This window comes from Azospirillum sp. B2RO_4, assembly GCF_051124815.1.
Taxonomy (GTDB): domain Bacteria; phylum Pseudomonadota; class Alphaproteobacteria; order Azospirillales; family Azospirillaceae; genus Azospirillum.
The window spans coordinates 2,739,591-2,765,818 of sequence record NZ_CP118485.1 but is presented as its reverse complement, the minus strand read 5'-3'; the positions used below and the strand labels follow the sequence as shown (position 1 = coordinate 2,765,818).

Genomic DNA, 26,228 nt, shown 5'->3' with positions numbered 1-26,228 from the left:
GGGTCAGCCTCCGGTCTTGGCTGTAGTCTTGCCCATATTGGGGAGGCCGTCGAGCAGCGCAGTGACGGAGGGCAGGATGCGCTCCACGATCACCGCCACGCCCTGGGCATTGGGATGCATCCCGTCCGGCTGGATCAGCGAGCGGTCCAGCGCCACCCCATCGAGGAAAAAGGGATAGAGCGGCAGGTCGTAGCTCTTCGCCAGATCGGGATAGATGGCGTTGAATTTGTCGGTGTAGGGCTTGCCCAGGCTGGGCGAGGCGAGCATGCCGGCCAGCAGCGTCGGAATCTTGCGCTCCTTCAGCGTCTTCAGGATGACGTCGAGATTCGCCTTGGCCTGATCGGGATCGAGCCCGCGCAGCATGTCGTTGGCGCCCAGCTCGACGATGGCGGCGTCCGGCTTGTCGGCCAGCGCCCAGTCCAGACGCGCCCGGCCGCCGGCTGTGGTGTCGCCCGACACGCCGGCATTGATGACGGTTACGTCATAGCCCTTGGCGGCCAGCGCCTTTTCCAGCTGGCGGGTGAACCCCTGCTGTTCCGGCAACCCGTAGCCCGCGGTCAGGCTGTCGCCCAGCGCCAGCAGCTTCACCGGCTGCGCGGCATCCGCGCGGGTCGGAACGGTCATCGATACCCCTGCGGCGAAAAGGAAGGCCAGCGACCCGGCGAGGGCGCCCATGTTGAAAGCCCGGCGGGTCGCGCCATATGGCGATGGTCCGTTCCGCTTGTGCGAGAATCGCATGTCCAAGGCTCAGTCCTCTGCAACGTCGTCAAAATCCATCGCCCGGTCTTCCAACGAAATCATCGTTGAACTCGACGACGTCCACCTGAAATTGGACAGCGGTGCCGGACCCGTCAACATCCTGCGCGGCGTGAATCTTCAGGTGGCGGCCGGGGAGCGGGTCGGCGTGGTCGGTCCCAGCGGCTCCGGCAAATCGACCATGATGATGGTGATGGCCGGTCTGGAACGCCCCAGCGGCGGCACCGTCCGCGTCGCCGGCCAGGATCTCGGGCGCCTGAACGAGGATGGTCTGGCGCGTTTCCGCCGGCAGCATGTCGGCATCGTCTTCCAGGCCTTCCATCTGGTGCCGACGATGACGGCGCTGGAGAATGTCGCCATCCCGCTGGAATTCGCCGGGGTCGCCGACGCCTTCGACCGCGCCCGCATCGGGCTGGAACAGGTGGGCCTGGGCCACCGCATCCACCATTACCCCGGTCAGCTTTCGGGCGGCGAGCAGCAGCGCACCGCGCTGGCCCGCGCCTTCGTCACCGAGCCGTCGCTGCTGCTGGCGGACGAGCCGACCGGCAACCTCGACATCGACACCGGCGCCACCATCGTGAAGCTTCTGTTCGATCTTGCCGAGCGGCGCGGCACGACGTTGGTGCTGATCACCCACGACCAGACGCTGGCCGCCCGCTGCGACCGCACGGTGCGGCTGGCGGATGGCCGCATCGCCGACGACGGGCAGGCGGCGCGCCGCGCGAAGCTGCAGGCGGCGGGGGAGTGAGGGGGATGGGAGAACTTACACGGGCCGTTTCCCCCTCTCCCCCCCGGGGAGAGGGTCGGGGTGAGGGGGACGCACAGCGTGGCGTGGCTCGGCGCGCAATGCGCTTTTCACCAGAATACTCCTCGCCACGCGTCCCCCTCACCCTAACCCTCTCCCCGGGGGGGAGAGGGGACGAGTGCGGGTGTGAGGGGGCCGCAAGATGACCAACCTCACCCTCGCGCTCCGCCTTGCCCGGCGGGAGCTGCGCACCGGCCTGAAGGGCTTCTGGGTCTTCCTCGCCTGCCTCGCGCTGGGGGTGGCGGCCATTGCGTCGGTGCAGTCGGTGTCGAGCGGGCTGCTCGACGGGCTGGCGAGCGACGGGCGGTCGATCCTGGGCGGTGACGTCGCGTTGCGGCAACTCTATAGCCCGCCGTCCGGCGACCAGATGGCCGCCCTGAAAGCCGATGGCCGGGTGTCGACCTCCGCCGAGATGCGGGCGATGGCCCGCGCCGGCGACGAGACGCGCTCCTCCCTGGTCGAGTTGAAGGCGGTGGACGACCTCTATCCGCTCTACGGCACCGTCACGCTGGAGGGCGGCGGCGACCTGCAGGACGCGCTGGCGCAGAAGAACGGCCGCTGGGGTGCGGTGGTCGAGGCCAGCCTGACCGACCGGCTGGGGGTGAAGCCCGGCGACACCATCCGCGTCGGCGAAGGCGTCTACCGCGTCGCCGCCGTGCTGGACCGCGAGCCGGACCGCGCGTCCTCCAACGCCTTCTCGTTGGGGCCGCGCCTGATGGTGGCGCTGCCGTCGCTGCAGGGCACCGGGTTGCTGCAACCGGGCAGCCTCACCTGGTGGAGCGCCAAGGTGGCGCTGCCGCCGCAGACCGACCTGAAGGCGTGGCAGGAGACCCTTCGCGCCCGCTTTCCCGATGCGCCCTGGCGGATGCGCGACTACACCAACGCCTCGCCGCAGATCGAACGCTTCATCGACCGCATGACGCTGTTCCTGACGCTGGTCGGGCTGACCGCGCTGCTGGTCGGCGGCGTCGGGGTGGGCAACGCGGTGCGCAGCCATCTGGACTCGCGCGCCCGCACCATCGCCATGATGAAGTGCATCGGCGCGCCCGGCGCGCTGGTGTTCCAGCTCTATCTGGCGCAGATCCTGGCGCTCGCGCTGCTGGGCATCGTCATCGGGCTGGCGCTGGGCGCGGTGGCGCCGCTGGCGCTGGGCCGGCTGCTCGACGGCGTGCTGCCGGTGTCGGCCCACATCGGCGTCTATCCGGGGGCTTTGGCGCTCGCCGCGCTCTATGGCCTGCTGACGGCGCTGACCTTCTCGCTGTGGCCGCTCGGCCGGGCGCGCGAGGTGCCGGCGGGCGCCCTGTTCCGCGACGTCATCGCCCCGGCCGGCGGGCGGCCGCGCACGCCCTATACCGCCGCCATGATCCTGTCGGCCCTGGCGCTCGCCGGGCTGGCGGTGCTGACGGCGCACAACAGGCTGTTCGCGCTGTGGTTCGTCGGCGGCTCCGTCGCCACCTTCCTCGCCTTCCGCGCCGCGGCGGCGCTGGTCACCTGGGGAGCGAAGCGGGTGGGCCGCGTCCGGCGCCCCGGTCTCCGGCTGGCGCTCGCCAACCTGCACCGGCCGGGCAACCCGACGGCGGCGGTGGTGCTGTCGCTGGGGCTGGGATTGACGGTGCTGGTCGCCATCGCGCTGATCCAGGGCAACTTCTCCCGCCGGGTGTCGGAGACGATCCCGCAGGACGCCCCCGCCTTCTTCTTCGTCGACATCCAGCGCGACCAGTTCGATCCCCTGCGCGACCTCGTCACCGCCGTTCCCGGCACCAGCGCCTTCGAGGCGGTGCCGAGCCTGCGCGGCCGGATCGAGCGGGTGAACGGGCAGGAGGCCGAAAAGGCGCTGGTCAATCCGGAGCAAGCCTGGATCCTGGCCGGCGACCGCGGCATCACCTATTCCGCGACGGTGCCGAAGCATTCCACCGTCACCGCCGGCAGCTGGTGGCCGCAGGATTATGCCGGACCGCCGCTGATCTCCATCCACCAGAGCGTGGCCGAGGCCTTCGGCATCGGTCCCGGCGCCACCCTGACCATCAACATCCTGGGCCGCAGCATCGAGGCGAAGGTCGCCAACGTGCGCTCCGCCGATTTCAGCAGCATGGCGATCAACTTCACCATGGTCTTCGCCCCCGGCACGCTGGAAGGCGCGCCGCAGACCTGGGTCGCCACCGTCCGCGCCACGCCGGACGCCGAGACGCAGGTGCAGCGCGCCGTGCTGCAACGCTTTCCCAACATCACCTTGGTGCGGGTCAAGGACGCGCTGGACACGGTGTCGGAGATGCTGGGCCATATCGGCACCGCGGTGCGCATCGTCGCCGGCATCACGCTGGCCGCCGGCACGCTGGTTCTGGCCGGCGCGGTCGCCGCCGGGCATCGCCGCCGGGTCTATGATGCGGTGGTGCTGAAGGTGCTTGGGGCGACGCGCGGCGACGTGCTGCGCGCCTTCCTGCTGGAATATGGGTTGCTCGGCCTGCTGACCGCGCTCATCGCCGGTGTCATCGGCACGCTGACCGCCTGGGCGGTGCTGACGTTCCTCATGCATTGGGAATGGAGCTTCCTGCCGTCGGCGGTCGTCACCACCGCATTGCTGAGCACGGCGATCACGCTCGCTTTCGGGTTCTATGGTACTTGGCGGGCTTTGGGCCAGCCTTCGGCACCATTGCTTCGGAACGAATGATTCGCGCGTCAGAAAGCCGCAGGAAAAACGAATCGTGAAAGCTTTTTCATCTAGAAAAAGCGCTGTCGATTCCTATTGAACCGCATGGCGGACTCGCCAATATGTCCTGCGACGGGATCACCCAATTCCACCGAGGAAACCAAACCATGGCAGACCCGACCTATAACCGCTTCGCGACCGCAGGCCGCGCGACAGATCGGGGATACTTCGACGAAGGCCTGCGGCAGCACATGCTGCGCGTGTACAACTACATGGGTGCCGGCCTGATCCTGACGGGTCTGGTCGCCGCGCTCGTGTCGTCCAGCCCGGCCATGCTCCAGGCCATCTTCGGCACGCCGCTGAAGTGGGTGGTGATGCTGGCCCCGCTGGCCTTCGTCATGGTGCTGTCCTTCGGCATCCAGCGCCTGTCCTTCGCATCGGCACAGATGATCTTCTGGGCCTATTGCGGTGCCATGGGCCTGTCGATGTCGGCCATCTTCCTGGTCTTCACCGGGGCGTCGATCGCGCTGACCTTCTTCGTCACCGCCGCCACCTTCCTGGCGATGAGCCTGTACGGCTACACCACGAAGGCCGACCTGTCGAAGATGGGGTCCTTCCTGATGATGGGCGTCATCGGCCTGGTGATCGCCGGCCTGGCGAACATCTTCTTCCAGTCGCCGGCCCTGCACTTCGCGATCTCCGCCATCGGCGTGCTGATCTTCACCGGTCTGACCGCCTATGACACCCAGTCGATCAAGGAAAGCTACGCCGAGGGCTACGATCACGAGAGCACCGGCAAGCTGGCCCTGATGGGCGCCCTGACGCTCTACCTGGACTTCATCAATCTGTTCCAGTTCCTGCTGCAGTTCCTGGGCCAGCGCAACAACGACTGACCCCCGAGACGCCTGATCGGACAAGCATCGGACCAGGGCATCGGATCAAGCAACAGCCGCCCGGAAGCACCCGCTTCCGGGCGGTTTTCTTTTGGGCTTCTTCAGGTTTCCACAGTCACCGGGTCGCCGACCGCCAGCCCCAGCACCCGGTCGGCCCGCCCGCGGTTGACGGCGATCTCCGCCAGCCCGTTGGAATTCTCGTACCACAGTGGCTGTCCCGGCCCGACGGCACCGAAGGTGCGCGCTCGGGCGATGCGGGTTCCGGCGGCGATCAGCACCGCGTCGGCGGGCAGGGTGGATGCCCGCAGGCCGGTCATGGCGTTGCCGTAGACATCGACATAGACGATGCGCGGCAGCTCGTCCGGCCAGCCCGGCCGGTCGATGGCGGAGGCGGGAAGGGGGCTGCGCTCGACAGGACGGCCGGTGGCGAGGCTCGCAGCGACGGGAGCGAACAGGTCGCGGCCATGGAAGCTGGCGGACAGGTTGTCCGGGATCCAGTCGATTTTCCAGGCGTTTAGCGACGTTGCGCGGCGGGCGATCAGGGCGAACAGGCCGTTGTCGGGGCCGACGAACCAGCGCCCGTCGGCTTCCACCATCACCGGCCGCCGCTCGGTGCCGACGCCGGGATCGACGACGCTGAGGAAGACGCTGCCGGCGGGGAAGGCCGGGGCGTAGGCGGCCAGCAGATAGGCCGAAAGCTGCGGGTCGAAGGCCGGGGCGTCGGCGAACAGGTCGATGGCGGGGACGGTGGGTGCCTGTTGCGCCAACACCGCCTTCATCTGGCCGGTATAGGGGCCGGAGAGGCCGAAGTCGGTGAAGAGCAGGATCATGACGGGCAATCTCACCAGTGCCGCTGCGTTAGACCCCCACCCTAACCCTCCCCCGCTGGGCGGGGGAGGGGACAAGTGCATGTTTGGGAGAGCGGCGGCAGTCCCTCCCCCGCCCAGCGGGGGAGGATAGGTGGGGGTCTAACCTTGCATGCCCAACCTTCCCCTCACACCGACTTCGTATCCAGCGCGTAGCCCGCCGACCGCACGGTGCGGATCAGGTCCAGCTCGTCCTCTTCGTTCATCGCCTTGCGCAGGCGGCGGATGTGTACGTCGACCGTACGCGGCTCGACGTACACGTCATGGCCCCACACCAGATCGAGCAGCTGTTCGCGCGAGAAGACGCGGCCGGGATGCTGCATGAAGTGGCGCAGCAGGCGGAATTCGGTGGGCCCCAGATGTACGTCCCGGCTGTTGCGGCGTACGCGGTGGGCCGCCAGATCCATCGTCACGTCGGCGAAGGTCAGCACCTCGTCGGTCATGCCGGGGGAGGCGCGGCGCAGCACGGCGCGCATGCGGGCAACCAGCTCGGTGGGGGAGAAGGGCTTGGTGATGTAGTCGTCGGCGCCGGAATTCAGGCCGCGCACCCGGTCGCCCTCCTCGCCGCGGGCGGTCAGCATGATGATCGGGATGTCGCGGGTCTTGGCGTTGCGGCGCAGCTGGCGGCAGACCTCCAGCCCGCTCATCAGCGGCAGCATCCAGTCGAGCAGCACGATGTGCGGCGTCTGTTCGCCGGCGGCCAGCAGGGCCTCCTCGCCGTCGCTGGCGGTGGCGACGCGGAAGCCTTCCTTTTCCAGGTTGTACTTCAGCAGCGTCAGGATGTCGGCCTCGTCCTCGACGATCAGGACGAGCGGCTTGAGGGCCGCGTTCATGGTGGCTCCGTTCACAGCGCGCGTCTCGACGTTAACCGGCATGGCACAGCCTTTTCAACACAGGAGGGAAGGGGGGCGGGCATAGGGACAGCGGCTCAGCCATAGCGGCCGGTGATGTAGCCCTGGGTGCGCTCGTCGCGCGGGTTGGTGAAGATTTCCTCGGTGTCGTCGCACTCCACCATCTCGCCGAGATGGAAGAAGGCGGTGCGCTGCGACACGCGGGCGGCCTGCTGCATGTTGTGGGTGACGATGACGATGGTGTAGTTGGCCCGCAGCTCGTCGATCAGTTCCTCGATATGGGCGGTCGCGATGGGGTCGAGCGCCGAGCAGGGCTCGTCCATCAGGATCACCTCGGGGCTGACGGCGATGGCCCGGGCGATGCACAGCCGCTGCTGCTGGCCGCCGGACAGGCTGGTGCCGGGTTCGCGCAGGCGGTCCTTGACCTCCGCCCACAGGCCGGCGCGCTTCAGCGAGGTCTGCACCACCTCGTCCAGCTCGTCCCGTCCGGACGCGAGGCCATGGATGCGCGGGCCGTAGGCGACGTTGTCGTAGATCGACTTGGGGAAGGGGTTCGGTTTCTGGAACACCATGCCGACGCGGGCGCGCAGCTGAACCGCATCGACCGCCTTGCCATAGACGTCCTCGCCGTCCAGCGCGATCCGCCCCTCGACCCGGCAGCCCTCGACGGTGTCGTTCATCCGGTTCAGGCAGCGCAGGAAGGTCGACTTGCCGCAGCCGGACGGGCCGATCAGCGCCAGCACCCGGTTTTCCTGGATGTCGAGGTCGATGCCCTTCAACGCCTGCTTGGCGCCATAGAACACCTTCACCCCGCGGGCGGTCATCTTGGCGGGCAGGGCGGTGGCGGACGCCCGGTCCGGCTGCCGGTCGCCACGGGACCGCAGCTTCAGCGGGCTCGGGATGCCGCTTTTCATGCTGCCTGGAATGCTCATGGGGCGCTCACCACCGTCTCTCGAAAATCTTGCGCAGGATCACGGCCGCCCCGTTCAGCAGGATCAGGACGCCGAGCAGGATCAGGATCGCCGCGGAGGTGCGCTCGGTGAAGGCACGTTCCGGGCTGTCGGCCCACATGTAGATCTGCACCGGCAGCACCGTGGCGCTGTCGGTCAGCCCGTGGGGGATGTCGACGATGAAGGCGACCATGCCGATCATCAGCAGCGGCGCCGTCTCGCCCAGGGCGCGGGCCATGCCGATGATGGTGCCGGTCAGGATGCCGGGCATCGCCAGTGGCAGCACATGGTGCAGCACCGTCTGCAGGGGAGAGGCGCCGATGCCCAGCGCCGCCTGGCGGATCGACGGCGGCACCGATTTCAACGCGACGCGGGACGCGATGATGATGACCGGCAGCGTCATCAGCGCCATAACCAGCCCGCCGACCAGCGGGGCGGAGCGCGGCATGCCGAAGAAGCCGAGGAACACCGCGAGACCCAGCAGGCCGAAGATGATCGACGGCACCGCGGCAAGGTTGTTGATGTTCACCTCGATCAGGTCGGTCCAGCGGTTCTTCGGCGCGAACTCCTCCAGATAGACCGCGGCGGATATCCCGACCGGCACCGACAGCGCCATGGTCACCAGCAGGGTCAGCAGCGAGCCGACGATGGCGCCGCCGATGCCGGCCTGTTCCGGCTCGCGGCTGTCGCCGGCGGTGAACAGGGTGGTGTTGAAGCCCTGCGCCAGCGCGCCGGAGGCCAGCAGCGCGTCGGTTGCCGCAACCTTGGCATCGCTGAGGCCGCGCTCGCTTTCCGGCAGGTCGCGCCGGTAGCCGCCCTTCACCAGCTGGTCGATCTGGTCGTCGGCGCGGACCCAGACGGTCTGCGTCGTCCCGACCAGCGCCGGGTCCTTGGCGACCATCGCCTCCAGCTCGTACGGCGCGCCCGACGACAGCAGGTCGTTCAAAACGCGCTTGCCGGCGCGGTCGGTCACCTGCGGGAACTGGGCGTAGAGCGCCCGGCGCAGCAGGGCGGTGTAGTTGCGGTCGGCGACCTCCGCCGGGTCCAGCGTCACCTCCAGCCGGATCCGCGCCTCCAGGAAGGCACTGGCGCCCTTGGCGACGATGGAGCCCAGCAGCAGCACCAGGATCAGCGCCGCCAGCGCCACCGCGGCGGCCCCGGCCAGCCGGAAGCGGCGCTCCGCGGCGTGGCGGGCGCGCAGACGGCGGGCGAAGGCCTCGCCACGCAGGCGCGATTTCACGGGGGTGGGGGCGGAGGATGGCGTCACGGCCGCCACGTCCTGCTCGACGAGGTCAGTCATATTTCTCCCGATAGGTCCGGACCACCCGCAGGGCGACCATGTTGAGGCAGAGCGTGACGAGGAACAGCACGAGGCCGAGGCCGAAGGCCGACAGCGTCTTCGGGCTGTCGAACTCCTGATCGCCGACCAGCAGCGTGGCGATCTGGGTGGTGACGGTGGTCACCGCCTGCAGCGGGTTGGCGGTCAGGTTGGCGGTCAGGCCGGACGCCATGGTGACGATCATCGTCTCGCCGATGGCGCGGCTGACCGCCAGCATCACCGCGGCGACGATGCCCGGCAGCGCCGCCGGCAGGACCACCTGCCTGATGGTTTCCGACTTGGTGGCACCGAGACCGTAGGAGCCGTCGCGCAGGCTCTGCGGCACCGCGTTGATGACGTCGTCCGACAGGGAGCTGACGAAGGGGATGATCATCACCCCCATGACGATGCCGGCGGCCAGCGCCGATTCCGAACTGACGTCCAGCCCCAAAGCCTCGCCGACCGAGCGCACGAAGGGCGCCATCGTCAGCGCGGCGAAGAAGCCGTAGACCACCGTCGGGATGCCGGCCAGGATCTCCAGCGCCGGCTTCAGCCAGGTGCGCACGCCGCGCCCGGCATATTCCGACATGTAGATCGCCGCCATCAGCCCGACCGGCACCGCCACCAGCATCGCGATGACGGTGATCAGCAGCGTCCCGGCGAACAGCGGGATCGCGCCGAAGGAGCCGCTGGACCCGACCTGATCGGCCCGCATCGCCATCTGTGGGCTCCAATGGGTGCCGAACAGGAAGTCGAGCGGCGAGACGACGGTGAAGAAGCGAAGCGCCTCGAACAGCAGCGACAGGACGATGCCGACCGTGGTCAGGATGGCGACCAGCGAGCAGACGACCAGCGCCACCCGCACCACCCGCTCCACCGCCGGGCGGGCGCGCAGGTCGGGGCCGATGCGATGGCGGCCCCAGGCCAGCCCGGCGACGGCGAGGCTGGCGCCGACGGCCAGCAGGCTCCAGTCGGCAAGGTCGCGCAAGGCGGCGTAGCGACGGGCCGCCTCCATCACCAGCGGATCGGCCTCGCGCCCAGTGGCGATGCCGTGGGCGAGATTGAGGATGTCGGCCTTCAGCAGGCCGACCGACTGGCCGTCGCCGGTGGTCAGCCGCTCCGGCAAGGCCGACAGCACCAGCTGCATCGCCAGCCAGCCTTCCGACGCCGTCCAGGCGACGAACAGCAGCAGCGCCGGCAGACCGGCCCACAGCGCGACATAGACGCCATGGTAGGAGGGGACCGAATGCAGCTCCGCCACCCGCCCGCCGACCGACGATGCCGCGCGCGACCGGCCGATCAGGAAGCCGATCACGGTGAGCAGGGCCAGGATCAGGGCGAGGAAGGTCAGCTGCATGCGGGTCGCTTCGGCGGAAGAGGGGCAGGCGGAAAAGAGGCAGGCGGAGAACGGCTCTGGTCAAAACTGGAGCGGGGTCAGGTTCACCGCCTCGACGCGGGCCGCCTCGCGCAGCGCCTTCGGCTCCGGGATCAGGCCCTTGTCGACCAGATAGCCGTCGTCGCCCAGCGCACGTTCGGAGGTGTATTCGCCGATGAACTCGCGGATGCCCGGAATGACGCCGGCATGGGCGTTCTTGACATAGATGTAGAGCGGGCGCGCCAGCTCGTACTTGCCGGCGGCGACGGTCTCCGCCGTCAGGTCGACCCCGTCCATCTTCGCCGCCTGCAGCGTGTCGCGGTTCTGGTCGAGATAGCTGTAGCCGAAGACGCCGAAGGCGTTGGGGTTGGCGGTCAGCTTCTGGACGATCAGATTGTCGTTCTCGCCGGCCTCGACATAGGCGCCGTCCTCGCGGATGGTCATGCAGGCGCGTTCGCGCGCCTTCTCGTCGGGAACCGCCTTGGCGACGTCCGCCACCTTCCGGCACCCCTCCAGCATCGCCAATTCGTTGAAGGTGTCGCGCGTCCCGGAGGTGGGCGGCGGACCCAGCACCTCGATCGCCGCCTTGGGCAGCGACGGGTCGATGTCGGACCACAGCCGGTAAGGATTGGCGACCAGCGCACCGTTCACCGGCACCTCCTTCGCCAGCGCCTTCCACAGCACGACGGTCGACAGCGACACCGGCGCCGCCTTCTTGGACGAAGCCAGCGCGATGCCGTCATAGCCGATCTTCAGCTCGGTCATCGTGGTGACGCCGTTGGCGGCGCACTGGTCGACCTCCGACTTCTTGATCCGGCGCGAAGCGTTGGCGATGTCGGGATGGGCCGGGCCGACGCCGGCGCAGAACAGCTTCAGTCCGCCACCGGTGCCGGTCGATTCGACCACCGGGGTCTTGAACTTTCCGGTCTTGCCGAAGGCCTCCGCCACCGCGGTGGTGAAGGGAAAGACGGTGGAGGAGCCGACCGCGCGGATCTGGTCGCGCGATTGCGCCGATGCGGGGGCGGCGGCGAGACCGAGCGCCAAGGCCAGAGTCAGGGCCGGGGCGGTCGCGGCGAAGACATGCGTCCGGGTGGTCACGGGTGCCCCTCCTTCAGGAAACGGAGACTGGTCCAGCGGAATGGCGCGGACCATAGACCGGGAGGGCGACCGAATGATTGCGTTTTTATGACACTTTCATGACAGCGTCACAGAATGGCCAGTCCCTCTCACATACCGCCAAGTCCCCTCTCCCCCGGGGAGAGAGGTTAGGGAGGGGAAGCGCGGCGGAAGCTTTGGAGAAAACACGCAGTGCGTCCCCTCACCCGGCCTCCCTCTCCCAGGGAGAGGGAGAAACCGCCTCTCCCACCGCCGGCAAATAGACGGTGAAGGCACTGCCCACCCCGACCTCGCTTTCGATGGTCAGGCGGCCACGGTGGCGGTTCAGGATGTGCTTGACGATGGCCAACCCCAGCCCGGTTCCGCCCATGGCGCGGGAGCGCGCGGCATCGACCCGGTAGAAGCGTTCGGTCAGGCGGGGCAAATGGGTGCGGGCGATGCCGTCGCCGCGGTCGCGCACCGAAACCGCCACCATGGCAGTGCCGCCGCGCGCCGTACGCTTGTCCTTCGCCACACCGCCGGATGCGGGCAGGCCGGTGAAGCCCACCGCCGCTCCGTCGGCCAGCGCGACGGTGACGGTGACGTCGGTGTCCTCGCGCGTGTATTTGATCGCATTGCTGACGAGGTTCTGGAAGACCTGGGTCAGCTGGTCCTCGTCGCCGACGACGGCCGGCAGGTCCTCCGGCGCTTCGAGATGGAGGCGGATGCGGCGCTCCGCCGCCTTCAGCTGCAGCGCGGCGATGACGTTCTCCAGCTCCTCCACCACGTCGACCCGCCCGCTGGGCGGCATATGCTCGTCCAGCTCGATGCGGGACAGCGACAGCAAATCGTTGACCAGCCGGGTCATGCGGCTGGCCTGATCGTGCATGATCGCCAGGAAGCGGTCCTGCGCCTCCGGATCGTCGCGGGCGGGGCCGCGCAACGTTTCGATGAAGCCCAGCAGCGAAGACAACGGCGTGCGCAGCTCGTGGCTGGCATTGGCGATGAAGTCGGCGCGCATCTGCTCCGACCGGCGGGCGGCGGTGACGTCGTGCAGCGTCAGGATCGCCATGCGAGCGACGGTGGGCGGACGCGGCGCCGGCTCCTCCTCGATATCGCCGTCCAGCAGGGAGGGATCGGGTTCGGGCACCAGCCGCTGGAAGGGCTTCACCTGCGCTTCGAAACTGCGCTCGACCGGAACCGGCAGCGTGAACTCGATGACACGCGACGCACCGCCGCGCAGCACCGAATCCACCGCTTCCAGCACCGCCGGCGTGCGCAGACAGGAAGCGAGGTCGCGGTCGACGACCTTGTCGCCGAACAGCTCCCGCGCGGTTCGGTTGGCGCGCACCACCTGCCGTTCGGCATCCATCAGCAGCAGCGGGGCGGGCAGGGCGTCGATCACCGCCTCGTCGGCGTCGAGCTGCAGCCGCACGCCCTCGGCCCGGCGCAGGCCGACCCGGTGCAGCCGGCCGATGGTGGCGGCCAGCGCCTTCAAGGCGGGCGGCGTGCCGGCCGGAGCCAGCGGCTCGTCGGTCTCGGCCAGCCGGGCGGCGTAGTCGGTCATCGCATCGGCATTGCTGCGATAGGTGCGCAGGACCAGGACCGCTCCCGCCAGCGCTGCGGCGCCAGCCACCAGCGCCAGCACGCCATGCAGCGCGCCGGCATGGACCGCCCAGGCAAGCACGCCGGCCATGGGTACCAGCATCAGCAGGATCGCGGTCAACAGCGGGGCGGGCGGCAACGCCTTCGGGCGCATGGGTTCGGCACCGGGTTCGGGTAAGGATTAGGGGCGGGCGGCGTGACGGTCGGTCCTTCCACACCACCCGCCTGCACGGCCCTTCTACACCATCGTCGCGCACACCGCGCGACGGTCATAAAAGATTCATGACCATGACAATGCGGTCGATCGTTGACTCCAATATCCTGGATCATCATTCTACCTTCATGGAAAATGCGGGAAACGATATCGACAGCCGTCTAGCCACCCGACTGCGTGCCTTGCGGGCGGAGCGGGGCCTGACCCTGGACGGCTTGGCCGAACGCTCGGGCGTCAGCCGCTCGATGATCTCGCTGGTGGAGCGGGGGGAGAGCAGCCCGACGGCTTCCGTGCTCGACCGGCTCGCCGCCGGATTGGGGGTGACGTTGGCGGCCCTGTTCGCGGAAGCCGAGCGCGCCGATGCCAGTCCGGTGGCCCGCCGCGCCGACCAGATCGCCTGGGCCGACCCCGCCACCGGTTATCGGCGCCGCAACCTGTCGCCGCCGGGCTATCCGTCGCCGATCGAACTGGTGGAGGTGGAACTGCCGCCGGGCGCCCGCGTCTCCTACGACAGCGGCAACCGCGCCGCCGCCGTGGAGCAGCAGGTCTATCTGCTGGACGGCACCATCGACCTGACGGTGGGGGAGGTGACGCACCGGCTGTCCACCGGCGACTGCCTCGCCATGCGGCTCGACCGGCCGACCGGCTTCCACAATCCGACCGACCGCACCGTCCGCTACATCGTGGCGCTGACCACCGACGGGCGCCCCTCCTTAAACGCCGTTAAACGCTGAAAGGAGCATGCGATGGACAGTGCCTGCCTGGACTCCGGCCAGCGCGGAGCGGAAAGCGGCGCCGCTGCCGTGACGGTGCGCGTGCTGTCTTCCGCGGAGGCTCACGCAGCCGTGCCGGGGCTGACCGACGTCCTGCTGGATTGCGTGGACGGCGGTGCGTCGGTCAGCTTCATGGCGCCGCTCGACCGCGCCACCGCCGAAGGCTTCTGGGGCCAGGTGGTGGCCGGGGTGGAGCAGGGGGAGCGCATCCTGCTGGTGGCGGAAGACGGGGAGGGCGTGCTGGGCACCGTCCAGCTGGTGGTCGGCCAGCCCCCGAACCAGCCGCATCGCGCCGACCTGTCGAAGATGCTGGTCCACCGCCGCGCCCGCCGCCGTGGCGTCGGCGCCGCCCTGATGCAGGCGGCCGAGGAAGCCGGCCGCGCCGCCGGCAAGACCCTGCTGGTGCTGGACACGGCCTCGCCCGACGCCGAACGTCTGTACCAGCGCGCCGGCTGGGTGAAGGTCGGCGTCATCCCGAACTACGCCCTGTGGCCGCAGGGTGGGCTCTGCGACACGACGTTTTTTTACAAGGCTTTGGGGTGAGGCCTGAACTCTCCTTCTCCCCCCTGGGGAGAAGGTCGGGATGAGGGGGTTCGGCGCAGCCGAAGACAGTCCGGTATGTGCGCCCCCCTCACCCTAACCCTCTCCCCGCTTTCGGCGGACCAAAGGTCCGCCTGTCGCGTCAGCGCAAACGGAGTTTGCGCGAGAGCGGGGGAGAGGGGACTCTTGGATAAAGCGTTACTTTACCACGGCAGCGAATCATGTGCCGCCAGTGCTGCGGCGGTGACGATGTCGTTGACCGAGGCGCCCATGCTGACGATCTGCGCCGGCTTGTCCAGACCGATCAGCAGCGGGCCGATCATCTGGCCGCCGGCCATCTTGTTCAGCAGCTTGGCCGAGATGTTGGCGGAATGCAGGCCGGGCATGATCAGCACATTCGCCGGACCGGACAGCCGCGAGAACGGATAGACCCGCTTCATCAGCTGGTAGTCCAGCGCCACGTCGGCCGACATCTCGCCGTCATACTCGAAATCGACCCGGCGGCTGTCGAGGATCGACAGGGCTTCCCGCAGCGGATCGGTGTTCGGGTGCGGCGTCTGGCCGAAGTTGGAGAAGGACAGCAGCGCCACCCGCGGCTCGTGCCCCATCTGCCGGGCCTTGGCCGCGGCGCCGACCGCGATGTCGGCCAGCGTCTTGCCGTCGGGACGGACATGGACGGTGGTGTCGGCGATGAAGACGGTGCGGCTGCGGGTGATGAACAGGTGCAGGCCGAACACCGGCTCGGCCGCCTTCGGATCGACGACGCGGCGGATTTCCTCGTAGGCGACGCCGAAGCTGCGGGTCAGGCCGGTCACCATGGCGTGGGCATCGCCCTGCGCCACCATGCAGGCGGCGAAGACGTTGCGGTCCTGGTTGACCATCCGCTGGCAGTCGCGCAGCAGAGCGCCCTTGCGCTGCAGGCGACGGTAGAGGTGGTCGGCGTAACGCCGGTTGGCATCCGACAGGCGGGCGTTGTGGATCTCGAACTGGATGTGCGGCTGGCCCATCGCCACCAGCTGTTCCTTGATGACCTCCTCGCGGCCGATCAGCACCGGGATGCCGTAGCCGTGGGCGCGGAAGGCCATGGCGGCGCGGATCGTCCGCTCCTCCTCGCCCTCGGCGAAGACGACGCGGCGCGGGTTGGTCCGCACCTTCTCCAGGATCAGTTCCAGGCTGTCGGCGGTCGGATCGAGGCGGGTGCGCAGGGAGTGCTTGTAGCTGGTCAGGTCGAGGATCGGCTTGCGCGCCACGCCGCTTTCCATCGCCGCCTGGGCGACGGCGGCCGGGACGGTGACGATCAGGCGCGGGTCGAAGGGCACCGGGATGATGTAGTCCGGGCCATAGCGCAGCCGGCGCCCGGAATAGGCTGCGTCGACCTCGTCCGGCACATCCTCGCGCGCCAGCGCCGCAAGCGCCTTGGCGGCGGCCACCTTCATCGCCTCGTTGATGGTGGTGGCGCGGACGTCCAGCGCGCCGCGGAACAGGTAGGGGAAGCCCAGGACGTTGTTGACCTGGTTGGGATAGTCGGAGCGGCCGGTCGCGACGATGGCGTCGGCGCGCACCGCCTTCACATCCTCCGGCGTGATCTCCGGATCGGGGTTAGCCAGCGCGAAGATGATCGGCTTGGCCGCCATCGACTTCACCATCTCCTGCGTCATCGCCCCCTTGGCCGACAGGCCGACGAACACGTCGGAGCCGGCCACCGCCTCTTCCAGCGTGCGCTTGTCGGTGTCGACGGCGAAGGACGACTTCCACTGGTTCATGCCGTTGGTGCGGCCGCGGTAGACCACGCCCTTGGTGTCGCACAGGATGATGTTTTCACGTGAAACACCCATCGTGCAGAACAGCTCGGCGCAGGCGATGCCCGCCGCGCCGGCGCCGTTCACCACCATTTTCACGTCTTCGATCCGGCGGCCGGTGATGTCGCAGGCGTTGATCAGGCCGGCGGCGGCGATGATCGCGGTGCCGTGCTGGTCGTCGTGGAAGACCGGAATGTCCAGCAGTTCGCGCAGCCGCTCTTCGATGATGAAGCAGTCGGGTGCCTTGATGTCTTCCAGGTTGATGCCGCCGAAGCTGGGGCCGAGGAAGCGCACGCAGTTGACGAACTCGTCGACATCGCGGGTGTCGACCTCCAGGTCGATGCCGTCGACATCGGCGAAGCGCTTGAACAGCACCGCCTTGCCTTCCATCACCGGCTTGCCGGCGAGCGCGCCCAGGTCGCCCAGCCCCAGCACGGCCGTGCCGTTGGAGATGATGGCGACGATGTTGCCCTTGGCGGTGTAGTCATAGGCGAGCGACGGATCCTCGGCGATGCGCAGGCAGGGCGCGGCGACGCCGGGCGAATAGGCCAGCGCCAGATCACGCTGGGTGGTCAGCGGCTTTGTCGGGGTGATTTCCAGCTTGCCGGGCCGGCCGCTGGAATGCAGCAGCAGGGCCTCTTCGTCGGTGACGCGCTTGGTGTCGGACATGGATGTCGTGTTCCTCAACGGAGTGCTGATGCCCGTCGGTCTTCGTTGGTGCCTTTTGTGCGGTGCGCTGCCGACGGTGGGGCCGCGATGGTATACGCCGCACGCGCAACTCGCCAAGCCTTCAACGCCCGCTTTTTGTACGAATCATGCAATTTTTTGACGATTGGCGACACATCCAGTTTGCCGCACGTCCTATCTGATCCGCTCGCCACGCATGACCATGCCGGTTGGGAAGGCCCGGAGGCGGCTGGTATCATGCGGTGCAAAACACAACTCCCGCTATTCCGCCCGCCGGAGCCGCCATCTTGTCCCTGGCCCCCAAATCCGCAGCCGCGCTGACGCCGGACGAACGCCGCATCACGCTGGTCATCGCGGCGGTGCAGTTCATCAACATCCTCGACTTCATGATGGTGATGCCGCTCGGTCCCGACTTCGCGCGGGCCCTGGACATCCCGGCGGCGCACATCGGCTATATCGGCGGCAGCTACACCGCCGCCGCGGCCCTGGCCGGACTGATCGGCTCGATGGTGCTCGACCGCTTCGACCGGCGCCGGGCGCTCGCCGTCGCCATGGCCGGGCTGATCGTCTCGACCGCGCTGGGCGGGCTGGCCTGGGACTTCCACTCCCTGCTGGCGGCGCGCGTGCTTGCCGGCCTGTTCGGCGGCCCGGCCGTCGCGGTCGCCATCGCCACGGTGACCGATCAGGTGGCGCCGCAACGGCGAGGGCAGGCGATGGGGGCCGTCATGTCGGCCTTCTCGCTGTCGGCCATCGCCGGGGTGCCGGTGGGACTGGAGCTGGCGCTCTATGGCGGCTGGCGGCTGCCCTTCTTCGCGGTGGCCTTCGCCGGTCTGATCGTCGCCGTCGCCGCCATCGCCATCCTGCCGCCGCAGCGTGGCCATCTCGGCGGGGTGGGGGTGAAGACCGGAGCATGGGTGCGGATGGCGGCGCTGCTGTCGCGCCGCAAGGTCTGGCTGGCCTATGTCACCGTCGCGCTGGTGCAGGTCCAGCAATTCATGATCGTCCCCAACATCGCCGCCTATGTGCAGGGCAATCTGGGCTTCCCACGCGACCATCTGAGCCTGGTCTACATGACCGGCGGCACGCTGAGCTTCTTCGCCGCGCGCTGGGCCGGACGGCTGGTCGACCGCCATGGCTCCAGCGCCGTCACCTTCGCGGCGACGGTGGGGCTGAGCATGGTGATCTTCTTCGCTTTCATCGGCTATCGGCCCTGGATGCCGGTGCTGGGGCTGTTCCCCTTCTTCATGACCTTCGTCGGCATCCGCATGGTCGCCAACGGCGCCGCCTTCACCCGCGTGCCGGACCCGCAGGAGCGCGCCGGCTTCATGGCGCTGGTGTCGGCGGTGCAGCATCTCAGCTCCGCCTTCGGCGCCTTCCTGTCGGCCGAGATTCTGACCAACGCGCCGGACGGCCGGCTGGAGCATGTGACGACCATGGCGACCTTCTCCATCACCATCGGGCTTGCCGTGCCGCTGCTGACGCTGTGGCTGGAGCGGGCGACGCGCTTGCCCCCTGTACCGGCACCTGTACCGGTGGTCGCCGACGCCGTGCTGGACGGGGGCGGGCAGAGCCGTTAGCTTGCCGCCGAACCGCAAACGACCTTCGGAATGATGCCCATGCGCCCCTCCGGCCGCGCCTTCGATCAACTGCGCACCGTCTCCCTCGAGCCCGGCTTCAGCCGCTATGCCGAGGGCTCCTGCATGGTGCGCTTCGGCAACACGCATGTGCTGTGCACCGCCAGCGTCGACGAGACGGTGCCGCGTTTCCTGAAGAACACCGGGCTCGGCTGGGTCACCGCCGAATACGGCATGCTGCCGCGCTCCACCCACAGCCGGACCGACCGCGAAGCGGCAAAGGGCAAGCAGTCCGGCCGCACCCAGGAGATCCAGCGCCTGATCGGCCGCGCGCTGCGCGCCGTCACCGACCGCTCGGCGATGGGCGAGAAGCAGATCAAGATCGACTGCGACGTCATCCAGGCCGACGGCGGCACCCGCACCGCCGCCATCACCGGCAGCTATGTCGCCCTGCATCTGGCCTTCCAGCACCTGATGCAGATCGGCGCGCTGAAGACCATGCCGCTGACCGATCAGGTCGCCGCCGTGTCCTGCGGCCTCTATCAGGGCAACGCCGTGCTCGACCTCGACTATGACGAGGATTCCAAGGCGCAGGCCGATGCCAATTTCGTCCTGACCGGCAAGGCCGGCATCGTCGAAATCCAGGGCACCGCCGAGGAAACCCCCTTCTCCGAGCCTCAGTTCATGGAGCTGCTGGCGCTCGCCCGCACGGGCGTGACCGAGCTGGTGGCGTTGCAGAAGCAGGTCCTCGGCATCAAGTAAGCCGGCATCAGCCAGAGGTTCATCATCATGTCCGCTCCCCGCCGCTTCACCGGCGACACGCTCGTCATCGCCAGCCACAACAAGGGCAAGGTGCGCGAGATCGCCGACCTGCTCGGCCCCTATGTCGCCACCTTCACCTCGGCCGGGGAGCTGGGCCTGCCCGAACCGGAAGAGACCGGGACCACCTTCATCGCCAATGCCGAGCTGAAAGCGAAGGCCGCGGCGGCCGCCGGCCATGTCGCGCTCGCCGACGACAGCGGGCTGGTGGTACCGGCGCTGAACGGCGATCCCGGCATCTATTCCGCCCGCTGGGCCGGTCCGGCCAAGGACTTCGCCATGGCGATGCGGAAGGTCGAGGACGGGCTCGTCCAACAGTCTCGGGCCGGCAAGACAGACCGCAGCGCCTATTTCGTCTGCGCCCTGTCGCTCGCCTGGCCGGACGGCCATGTCGAGACGGTGGAGGGTCGCTGCTACGGCACGCTGGTGTGGCCGCCGCGCGGTCCCCACGGCTTCGGCTATGACCCGATGTTCCTGCCGGACGGCCACGATCTGACCTTCGGCGAGATGGATCCGGCCAGGAAGCACGAGATGAGCCACCGTGCCGACGCCTTCCGCCAGCTGGTGGAGCGGTGTTTCCGGTGACCATGTCTGACCCTGGTTTTGCCGTCTACGTCCATTGGGCCTTCTGCAAGTCGAAGTGCCCCTATTGCGATTTCAACAGCCATGTCCGCGAGCGGGTCGACCATGACCGCTGGCGGGCCGGGCTGCTGCGCGAGCTGGACCATTACGCCGACCTGACCGCCGGCCGCACCGTCACCTCGATCTTCTTCGGCGGCGGCACCCCGTCGCTGATGGAACCGGCAACGGTCGGCGCCATCATCGACCGCGTCGCCCAACGCTGGCAGGTTGCCGACGGGCTGGAGGTGACGCTGGAGGCCAACCCGACCTCCGTCGAGGCCGACAAGTTCCGCGCCTTCCGCAGCGCCGGGATCAACCGCGTCTCGCTGGGCATCCAGGCGCTGGACGACGCCAGCCTGAAGTTCCTCGGCCGCCAGCACAATGCGGCGGAGGCCACCGGCGCCATCGAGCTGGCGGCGCGGACCTTCGACCGCTTCTCCTTCGACCTGATCTATGCCCGTCCCGGCCAGACGGTGGCGGCGTGGCAGGCGGAGCTGGCGCGCGCGCTGGATTACGCCGTGGGCCATCTGTCGGTCTATCAGCTGACGATCGAGGAGGGCACCGCCTTCTATCCGCTGCACGCCCGCGGCGATCTGGTGCTGCCCGACGAGGAACTGGCCGGCGATCTCTATGAGGCGACGCAGAGCCAGTTGAGCGCGGCGGGGCTGCCGGCCTACGAGATTTCCAACCACGCCCGCCCCGGCGAGGAAAGCCGCCACAACCTGACCTATTGGCGCTATGGCGACTATGTCGGCGTCGGTCCCGGCGCTCATGGCCGGCTGACATTGAATGGCGAGAAGTTCGCCACCCGTGCGCATCGTGCCCCGGAAATCTGGCTGGAGCGGGTGGAGCGCGACGGCCATGGCGCCGCCGCCCCCAATCCCATCGACCGTGACGCCCGCGGCACCGAGCTTCTGATGATGGGACTGCGCCTGAGCGAGGGTGTGCGGCTTGCCCGTCTTGTGGAGGAAACCGGCCGGACGCTGGATGATTTCGTCGATCCGTCGGCACTGTCCCGCCTGATCGACGGCGGCTTCCTGACCCGCGATGCCGACCGTCTGGTTGCGACATCGGAGGGGCTACAGCGTCTGAATGCGGTGCTCGGCGCGATTCTGGCGTAAGATCCCGTGTCTTCAATGGGGAAAGGGCAGGGGGATGCTCATCAGCCTGATCGTCGCCGCCGCAATGAATGACGTGATCGGCCGTGACGGCGGTCTTCCCTGGCATCTTCCCAGCGATCTGCGCCGGTTCAGGGAACTGACGATGGGCAAGCCGATCCTGATGGGCCGGAAAACCTGGGAGTCCCTGCCCCGACGCCCGCTGCCCGGCCGCGACAATCTGGTGGTGAGCCGTCAGCACCTGGTCGGCGAGCATGACGGCGCCCGATGGTTCACCGGTCTCGGGGCGGCGGTGTCATGGGCGCAAGGCTCCGGTGCAGCCGAACTCTGCGTCATCGGCGGCGCCGCCCTGTTCCGCGAGACGCTGCCGATCGCTGACCGCCTGCACCTGACCCGCATCGAAAGCCTGGTGGAAGGCGACACGCTGATGCCGCCCATCGATGCGGAATGGGCGGAGGTGTGGTCGAGCGCGCCCATGGAAGAGAATGGGCTGTTCTATCGCTACATCGATTTCGAAAAGGTGCGCGGGTAGGGGGCGAGCGAGCGCCCCCGGCAATCCCGTTACTCCTCGCCGCCCAGCCGGTGCAGAACATCGTCCAGCTGGTCGAGCGTCTGGTAATGGATGGTGATCGTCCCACGCTGTCCCTGCGGATTGATCGCGACCTTCAGCCCGATGCGGGCGGAGATCTCCTCTTCCAGATTGATCAGGTCGACGTCCTTCATCGCCGGGGCGGATCCGGCCCCGCCAGTCGCGGCCTTGCCCTTCTTCGCCTTCGGCTGGTCGCCGCGCATCAGGTCTTCGGTCTGGCGGACATTCAGGCCACGCGTCACCACCTCGCGGGCAACGGCGGCCGGATCCGGGGCGGTCAGCAGGGCGCGGGCATGGCCGGCGGTCAGCGCGCCGTCCTGGACCATCGACTTGACCGGATCGGGCAGGGCCAGCAGGCGCATCATGTTGGCGACATGGCTGCGGCTCTTGCCGACGGCGCGGGCCAGATCCTCCTGCGTGTGCTCGAACTCCTCCATCAGGCGGCGGTAGCCCTCCGCCTCTTCCAGAGGGGTCAGATCCTGGCGCTGGATGTTCTCGATCAGCGCGATTTCCAACGCCTCGCGGTCGCTGAGATCGCGAATGATGACCGGTACCTCGTGCAGCCCGGCGATCTGTGCCGCGCGCCAGCGGCGTTCGCCGGCGATCAGCTCGTAGGAGTTGGCATCCTCGCCATCGCGGCGGACGAGCAGGGGCTGCAGGATGCCCTTGTCGCGGATGGAGTCGACGAGGCCCTGGATGGCCTCCTCGTCGAACTTCCGCCGCGGCTGGTACTTGCCGGGGTGCACGAACTCGATCGGCACCTGCTTGGACTGCCGCACCTTGTCGAGCGCCGAATAATCCTCGGTCGCCTCGCCGAACAGGGCGGAAAGGCCGCGGCCCAGGCTGGCGCGGCGGGCGCCCCCTTGCTTGGTGTCGTCGATCATGCGGTCAGTCTCTTCTCACGGCGCAGCACCTCGCCCGCCAGATGGATGTAGGCCTGGGATCCGGGGCAGCGCATGTCGTAGATCAGCACCGGCTTGCCGTGCGACGGCGCCTCGGAGACCTTGACGTTGCGCGGGATCACGGTGTCGTACACCTTCTCCCCGAAAAAGCCGCGGACGTCGGCCGCCACCATGTCCGACAGGTTGTTGCGCTTGTCGAACATCGTCAGCACGACGCCGTGGATGTCCAGGTTCGGGTTGAAGGCGCGCTTCACCCGCTCGATGGTGCGGACCAGATGGCTGAGACCTTCCAGCGCGTAGAACTCGCACTGCAGGGGAACCATCACGGCGTGGGACGCCACCAGCGCGTTCAGCGTCAGCAGACCCAGCGCCGGCGGGCAGTCGATCAGGACATAGTCGTATTCCAGCGCGCTGTTGGCGACCGCTTCGCGCAGGCGGAACTCGCGACGCTCGGCACCGACCAGCTCGATCTCCGCGCCCGACAGGTCGACCGACGACGTGATGATCGACAGGTTCGGCACGGAGGAGGGGGTGGCCGCCTCCTCCAGCGACACGTCGTCGAACAGCACGTCATAGATGCCGACGCGGCGGTCCGAGCGGGGGATGCCGAGACCGGTGGACGCGTTGCCCTGCGGGTCGAGGTCGATCACCAGCACCCGCTTGCCGATGACGGCGAGCGCGGTGGCAAGGTTGATCGTCGTCGTGGTCTTGCCCACGCCGCCCTTCTGGTTGGCAATCGCAACCACTCGGGCAAGGGGACGGGTGACGGCAGACATGGCAGCCTCTCGGGAGTCCGGTTGGCGGGAGGAGGGCGGGGGAACAACGGTGTCAGGCACGGTCTTCACGCACGCTCAAGATGGCTCACACGCAGGATGGTCCCGCTGGGATCGGTGCGGCTGTCGAATCGCTCAGGAACCAGTGTCCAATATTGCGCTGCAGCGGTCAATTCGTCGTCCAGTGCGGCGCCCTTCAGGAACAGACACTTGCCGCGCGATCCGATGAAGGGATGGGCCCAGGCGAAGAGATCGGTCAGCGGCGCCAACGCGCGGGCGGTGACCACGTCGGCCTCGATGCCGGTGACGGTCTCGATCCGCTTGGTGTGGACGGTGACCGGTGCCTCGCAGACGCGGGCGACCTCGCGCAGAAAGGCGCATTTGCGCACGTCGCTCTCGATCAGATGCACCTGCGGCACGCCGAGGATGGCCAGCACCAGACCGGGGAAACCGGCACCGCTGCCGAGATCGACCAGCACCTTTGTGCCCTCCGGCAGCAACGGGTAGAGCTGGGCGGAGTCTAGGAAGTGGCGCCTCCAGGCGTCGGGCAGGGTGGAGGGGCCGACCAGATTGATCTTCGGCTGCCACTTGCGCAGCAACCCGTCATAGGCGATCAGGCGGTCGAGCGTTTCACGTGAAACACCGGTGGCCTCCTGGAATGCAACCGCGTCGAACCGGCTCATTCGGCGGCCACCCCGGACGAGACCACGTCACGGCGCTTCACGTGGCGGAGCAAAGCGACCAGCGCCGCCGGAGTCATGCCGGGAATGCGGGCCGCCGCCCCCAGCGTGGCCGGACGCGACTGGCGCAGCTTCTGCCGGATTTCGGCGGACAGGCTGCCGATGCCGTCGACGTCAAGATCGTCGGGCAGGGCGAGGGACTCGTCCTTGCGGAAGGCGCGGATGTCGGCCTCCTGTCGGCCGAGATAGCCGGCGTACTTGCCGTCGATCTCCAACTGCTCGGCGATCTCCGGCGCGATCTCGCCCAGTTCCGGCCACAGCCGGGCAAGGGCGGCAAGGTCGATATCGGGATAACGCAGCAGGTCGGCGGCACTGCGGCGCACGCCGTCCTGGTTCACGGCCACACCCTGGCGGGAGAGTTCGGCCGGCGTCGCCCGCAGCGAAGCGACCAGGGCGCGACCGGCCAGCAGCGCGGCGCTCTTGGCGGCGAAGACATCGCGACGCTCGGAGCCGACGCAGCCTATGGCGATCCCCTTGGCGGTCAGCCGCTGGTCGGCATTGTCGGCGCGCAGCAGCAGCCGGTATTCGGCACGCGAGGTGAACATGCGGTAGGGCTCGTTGGTGCCCCGGCCGATCAGGTCGTCGATCAGCACGCCGATATAGGCGTCGGCACGGTCGAGCACGAAGCCGTCGCGGTTGCCGCTCGCCACCAGCGCGGCGTTGATGCCAGCCATCAGGCCCTGGGCCGCAGCCTCTTCATAGCCGGTGGTACCGTTGATCTGGCCGGCCAGGAACAGACGTGGCGCCCGGCGGGTCTCCAGCGTCGGCTTCAACTCGCGCGGATCGACATAGTCGTATTCGATGGCGTAGCCGGGGCGGATCATCACCACCTTCTCCAGCCCCGGCATGCTGGCGAGAATGCCGAGCTGCACGTCGCGGGGCAGGGAAGTGGAGATGCCGTTCGGGTAGACGGTCGGATCGTCCAGCCCTTCCGGCTCGAGGAAGATCTGGTGCTTCTCCTTCTCGGCGAAGCGGACGACCTTGTCCTCGATGGAGGGGCAATAGCGCGGACCGGTGCCGGTGATCTGGCCGGAATACATCGGCGCGCGATGCAGGTTTGCGCGGATCAGCGCGTGCGCTTCCGGCGTCGTCCAGGTGATCGCGCAGTCGATCTGCGGCGTGTCGATCCGCTCCGTCATATAGGAGAAGGGCGGCGGCGGCATATCGCCCGGTTGCTTCTCCAGCGCGTCCCAGTCGATGGTGCGGCCGTCGAGGCGCGGCGGGGTGCCGGTCTTCAGCCGGCCGAGCGGGAAGCCGAGACGGGCCAGCGTGTCGGACAGGCCGATGGACGGCGCCTCGCCAACGCGTCCGGCAGGGGTGCGTTCCTCGCCGATGTGGATCAGGCCACGCAGGAAGGTGCCGGTGGTCAGCACCACCGCACCGGCGCGGATGGACTCGCCGGCTCCGGTGACCACGCCGGTGATGCGCTGATCGGAGTCGACGATCAGGTCCTCGGCACCGCCGGCCTCGATAAACAGGTTCTCCTGTTCGGCCAGCAGCGACTGCATCGCCTGACGATAGAGCTTGCGGTCGGCCTGGGCGCGCGGTCCACGGACGGCGGGACCCTTGCTGCGGTTCAGGATGCGGAACTGGATGCCGCCGCGATCGATGGCCTTTGCCATCACCCCGTCCAGCGCATCGATTTCCCGCACCAGATGGCCCTTGGCCAAGCCGCCGATGGCGGGGTTGCAGGACATCTCGCCGATGGTTTCGACCTTGTGGGTCAGCAGGAGCGTGCGCGCACCCATGCGCGCTGCCGCCGCAGCCGCCTCACAGCCGGCGTGACCGCCGCCGACAACGATGACATCAAAGTTCCGCATGCGCGGGACCATAGCCGAACAGCGGCGGGGATCCAAGAGGGAGGCACGGAGACGGGGCGGGGACAAGTGGGGTGCAGGTGGCTGTTGAAGTGGTCGCC

The 26,228-nt window shown here is 68.4% G+C and carries 23 protein-coding genes; 10 read left to right on the top strand and 13 right to left on the bottom strand.

Translation table 11 applies throughout. From position 1 onward, the window contains the following. Positions 1-3: 3 nt before the first annotated feature. The gene (locus PWS46_RS13315; RefSeq protein WP_434616010.1) at positions 4-624 is read right to left on the bottom strand and encodes an arylesterase; all 621 of its coding nucleotides are present in this window, start codon (positions 622-624) and stop codon (positions 4-6) included. Positions 625-736: 112 nt separating this feature from the next. Here PWS46_RS13315 and PWS46_RS13310 point away from each other — a divergent pair, with 112 nt between their 5' ends. The 3 genes from PWS46_RS13310 to PWS46_RS13300 all read left to right on the top strand — a co-directional run bounded on the left by PWS46_RS13310 (position 737) and on the right by PWS46_RS13300 (position 5,101). After that, positions 737-1,504 carry an ABC transporter ATP-binding protein gene (locus tag PWS46_RS13310; protein WP_434616007.1) on the top strand — a complete coding sequence of 256 codons (768 nt, stop codon included), beginning with the start codon at positions 737-739 and terminating at the stop codon, positions 1,502-1,504. A 199-nt stretch (positions 1,505-1,703) separates the two neighbouring features. After that, positions 1,704-4,229, top strand: coding sequence for an ABC transporter permease (locus PWS46_RS13305; RefSeq protein ID WP_434616004.1), 2,526 nt, complete (start codon positions 1,704-1,706; stop codon positions 4,227-4,229). Positions 4,230-4,375: 146 nt separating this feature from the next. Then, on the top strand, positions 4,376-5,101 hold the full coding sequence (locus PWS46_RS13300; RefSeq protein WP_149200796.1) for a Bax inhibitor-1/YccA family protein: 726 nt from the start codon (positions 4,376-4,378) through the stop codon (positions 5,099-5,101). A gap of 101 nt (positions 5,102-5,202) precedes the next feature. Here PWS46_RS13300 and PWS46_RS13295 read toward each other — a convergent pair whose 3' ends face one another. The 7 genes from PWS46_RS13295 to PWS46_RS13265 form a co-directional block, all read right to left on the bottom strand. Next, positions 5,203-5,931, bottom strand: a complete 729-nt coding sequence (locus PWS46_RS13295; protein WP_434616000.1) for an SAM hydrolase/SAM-dependent halogenase family protein — start codon at positions 5,929-5,931, stop codon at positions 5,203-5,205. A 164-nt stretch (positions 5,932-6,095) separates the two neighbouring features. Next, a complete protein-coding gene (phoB, locus tag PWS46_RS13290) occupies positions 6,096-6,800 on the bottom strand; it encodes a phosphate regulon transcriptional regulator PhoB (RefSeq protein ID WP_295831640.1) in 705 nt (234 codons plus the stop codon). A gap of 95 nt (positions 6,801-6,895) precedes the next feature. Next, complete coding sequence (gene pstB, locus PWS46_RS13285; RefSeq protein ID WP_434620014.1) at positions 6,896-7,642, bottom strand: phosphate ABC transporter ATP-binding protein PstB; 747 nt, start codon at positions 7,640-7,642, stop codon at positions 6,896-6,898. A gap of 115 nt (positions 7,643-7,757) precedes the next feature. Beyond that, the gene (pstA, locus tag PWS46_RS13280; RefSeq protein ID WP_434615997.1) at positions 7,758-9,068 is read right to left on the bottom strand and encodes a phosphate ABC transporter permease PstA; all 1,311 of its coding nucleotides are present in this window, start codon (positions 9,066-9,068) and stop codon (positions 7,758-7,760) included. Then, entirely contained in the window at positions 9,061-10,443 is a 1,383-nt protein-coding gene (gene pstC / locus PWS46_RS13275; RefSeq protein WP_434615994.1) for a phosphate ABC transporter permease subunit PstC, read from the bottom strand. The genes pstA and pstC overlap by 8 nt, the downstream gene beginning before the upstream one ends. A 60-nt stretch (positions 10,444-10,503) precedes the next feature. Next, complete coding sequence (locus tag PWS46_RS13270) at positions 10,504-11,559, bottom strand: PstS family phosphate ABC transporter substrate-binding protein (RefSeq protein WP_434615991.1); 1,056 nt, start codon at positions 11,557-11,559, stop codon at positions 10,504-10,506. A 220-nt stretch (positions 11,560-11,779) separates the two neighbouring features. Next, positions 11,780-13,315: an ATP-binding protein gene (locus PWS46_RS13265; protein WP_434615988.1), complete on the bottom strand. Its 1,536-nt coding sequence runs from the start codon at positions 13,313-13,315 to the stop codon at positions 11,780-11,782. Positions 13,316-13,503: 188 nt separating this feature from the next. Here PWS46_RS13265 and PWS46_RS13260 point away from each other — a divergent pair, with 188 nt between their 5' ends. Next, entirely contained in the window at positions 13,504-14,109 is a 606-nt protein-coding gene (locus PWS46_RS13260) for a helix-turn-helix domain-containing protein (RefSeq protein ID WP_434615985.1), read from the top strand. Between the two features lie 12 nt (positions 14,110-14,121). Then, complete coding sequence (locus PWS46_RS13255) at positions 14,122-14,691, top strand: GNAT family N-acetyltransferase (protein ID WP_434615983.1); 570 nt, start codon at positions 14,122-14,124, stop codon at positions 14,689-14,691. Between the two features lie 200 nt (positions 14,692-14,891). On the opposite strand, the gene PWS46_RS13250 is transcribed toward PWS46_RS13255, so the two are convergent. Beyond that, positions 14,892-17,156 (bottom strand): NADP-dependent malic enzyme, encoded by a 2,265-nt coding sequence (locus PWS46_RS13250; RefSeq protein WP_434615980.1) that lies wholly within the window; start codon positions 17,154-17,156, stop codon positions 14,892-14,894. A 305-nt stretch (positions 17,157-17,461) separates the two neighbouring features. On the opposite strand from PWS46_RS13250, the gene PWS46_RS13245 reads away from it, so the two are divergent. Genes PWS46_RS13245 through PWS46_RS13225 form a run of 5 tightly spaced genes read left to right on the top strand, consistent with a single transcriptional unit; the run spans position 17,462 to position 21,838 of the window. After that, positions 17,462-18,751, top strand: a complete 1,290-nt coding sequence (locus tag PWS46_RS13245) for an MFS transporter (protein WP_434615977.1) — start codon at positions 17,462-17,464, stop codon at positions 18,749-18,751. 39 nt (positions 18,752-18,790) lie between these two features. Then, positions 18,791-19,510 (top strand): ribonuclease PH, encoded by a 720-nt coding sequence (gene rph, locus PWS46_RS13240; RefSeq protein WP_434620011.1) that lies wholly within the window; start codon positions 18,791-18,793, stop codon positions 19,508-19,510. 27 nt (positions 19,511-19,537) lie between these two features. After that, positions 19,538-20,152 carry an RdgB/HAM1 family non-canonical purine NTP pyrophosphatase gene (rdgB, locus tag PWS46_RS13235; RefSeq protein ID WP_434615974.1) on the top strand — a complete coding sequence of 205 codons (615 nt, stop codon included), beginning with the start codon at positions 19,538-19,540 and terminating at the stop codon, positions 20,150-20,152. A gap of 2 nt (positions 20,153-20,154) precedes the next feature. Next, a complete protein-coding gene (gene hemW, locus PWS46_RS13230; RefSeq protein WP_434615971.1) occupies positions 20,155-21,309 on the top strand; it encodes a radical SAM family heme chaperone HemW in 1,155 nt (384 codons plus the stop codon). 34 nt (positions 21,310-21,343) lie between these two features. Beyond that, positions 21,344-21,838, top strand: coding sequence for a dihydrofolate reductase (locus PWS46_RS13225; protein ID WP_434615968.1), 495 nt, complete (start codon positions 21,344-21,346; stop codon positions 21,836-21,838). 29 nt (positions 21,839-21,867) lie between these two features. Here PWS46_RS13225 and PWS46_RS13220 read toward each other — a convergent pair whose 3' ends face one another. The 4 genes from PWS46_RS13220 to mnmG form a co-directional block, all read right to left on the bottom strand. Then, positions 21,868-22,779 carry a ParB/RepB/Spo0J family partition protein gene (locus PWS46_RS13220; RefSeq protein ID WP_434615965.1) on the bottom strand — a complete coding sequence of 304 codons (912 nt, stop codon included), beginning with the start codon at positions 22,777-22,779 and terminating at the stop codon, positions 21,868-21,870. After that, positions 22,776-23,573 carry a ParA family protein gene (locus PWS46_RS13215; protein ID WP_063635622.1) on the bottom strand — a complete coding sequence of 266 codons (798 nt, stop codon included), beginning with the start codon at positions 23,571-23,573 and terminating at the stop codon, positions 22,776-22,778. The genes PWS46_RS13220 and PWS46_RS13215 overlap by 4 nt, the downstream gene beginning before the upstream one ends. A 65-nt stretch (positions 23,574-23,638) precedes the next feature. Further along, on the bottom strand, positions 23,639-24,253 hold the full coding sequence (gene rsmG / locus PWS46_RS13210) for a 16S rRNA (guanine(527)-N(7))-methyltransferase RsmG (RefSeq protein WP_434615961.1): 615 nt from the start codon (positions 24,251-24,253) through the stop codon (positions 23,639-23,641). Further along, positions 24,250-26,130 (bottom strand): tRNA uridine-5-carboxymethylaminomethyl(34) synthesis enzyme MnmG, encoded by a 1,881-nt coding sequence (mnmG, locus tag PWS46_RS13205; RefSeq protein WP_434615958.1) that lies wholly within the window; start codon positions 26,128-26,130, stop codon positions 24,250-24,252. Before mnmG ends, rsmG begins: the two co-directional genes overlap by 4 nt. Between the last annotated feature and the right edge of the window lie 98 nt (positions 26,131-26,228).

Excerpts from the sequence above, each read along its gene's own strand:
- PWS46_RS13315 (WP_434616010.1), bottom strand. The coding sequence starts at position 624 with ATGACCGTTCCGACCCGCGCGGATGCCGCGCAGCCGGTGAAGCTGCTG.
- PWS46_RS13310 (WP_434616007.1), top strand. The coding sequence starts at position 737 with ATGTCCAAGGCTCAGTCCTCTGCAACGTCGTCAAAATCCATCGCCCGG.
- PWS46_RS13305 (WP_434616004.1), top strand. The coding sequence starts at position 1,704 with ATGACCAACCTCACCCTCGCGCTCCGCCTTGCCCGGCGGGAGCTGCGC.
- PWS46_RS13300 (WP_149200796.1), top strand. The coding sequence starts at position 4,376 with ATGGCAGACCCGACCTATAACCGCTTCGCGACCGCAGGCCGCGCGACA.
- PWS46_RS13295 (WP_434616000.1), bottom strand. The coding sequence starts at position 5,931 with ATGATCCTGCTCTTCACCGACTTCGGCCTCTCCGGCCCCTATACCGGC.
- phoB (WP_295831640.1), bottom strand. The coding sequence starts at position 6,800 with ATGAACGCGGCCCTCAAGCCGCTCGTCCTGATCGTCGAGGACGAGGCC.
- pstB (WP_434620014.1), bottom strand. The coding sequence starts at position 7,642 with ATGACCGCCCGCGGGGTGAAGGTGTTCTATGGCGCCAAGCAGGCGTTG.
- pstA (WP_434615997.1), bottom strand. The coding sequence starts at position 9,068 with ATGACTGACCTCGTCGAGCAGGACGTGGCGGCCGTGACGCCATCCTCC.
- pstC (WP_434615994.1), bottom strand. The coding sequence starts at position 10,443 with ATGCAGCTGACCTTCCTCGCCCTGATCCTGGCCCTGCTCACCGTGATC.
- PWS46_RS13265 (WP_434615988.1), bottom strand. The coding sequence starts at position 13,315 with ATGCGCCCGAAGGCGTTGCCGCCCGCCCCGCTGTTGACCGCGATCCTG.
- PWS46_RS13260 (WP_434615985.1), top strand. The coding sequence starts at position 13,504 with ATGGAAAATGCGGGAAACGATATCGACAGCCGTCTAGCCACCCGACTG.
- PWS46_RS13255 (WP_434615983.1), top strand. The coding sequence starts at position 14,122 with ATGGACAGTGCCTGCCTGGACTCCGGCCAGCGCGGAGCGGAAAGCGGC.
- PWS46_RS13250 (WP_434615980.1), bottom strand. The coding sequence starts at position 17,156 with ATGTCCGACACCAAGCGCGTCACCGACGAAGAGGCCCTGCTGCTGCAT.
- rph (WP_434620011.1), top strand. The coding sequence starts at position 18,791 with ATGCGCCCCTCCGGCCGCGCCTTCGATCAACTGCGCACCGTCTCCCTC.
- rdgB (WP_434615974.1), top strand. The coding sequence starts at position 19,538 with ATGTCCGCTCCCCGCCGCTTCACCGGCGACACGCTCGTCATCGCCAGC.
- hemW (WP_434615971.1), top strand. The coding sequence starts at position 20,155 with ATGTCTGACCCTGGTTTTGCCGTCTACGTCCATTGGGCCTTCTGCAAG.
- PWS46_RS13225 (WP_434615968.1), top strand. The coding sequence starts at position 21,344 with ATGCTCATCAGCCTGATCGTCGCCGCCGCAATGAATGACGTGATCGGC.
- PWS46_RS13220 (WP_434615965.1), bottom strand. The coding sequence starts at position 22,779 with ATGATCGACGACACCAAGCAAGGGGGCGCCCGCCGCGCCAGCCTGGGC.
- PWS46_RS13215 (WP_063635622.1), bottom strand. The coding sequence starts at position 23,573 with ATGTCTGCCGTCACCCGTCCCCTTGCCCGAGTGGTTGCGATTGCCAAC.
- rsmG (WP_434615961.1), bottom strand. The coding sequence starts at position 24,253 with ATGAGCCGGTTCGACGCGGTTGCATTCCAGGAGGCCACCGGTGTTTCA.
- mnmG (WP_434615958.1), bottom strand. The coding sequence starts at position 26,130 with ATGCGGAACTTTGATGTCATCGTTGTCGGCGGCGGTCACGCCGGCTGT.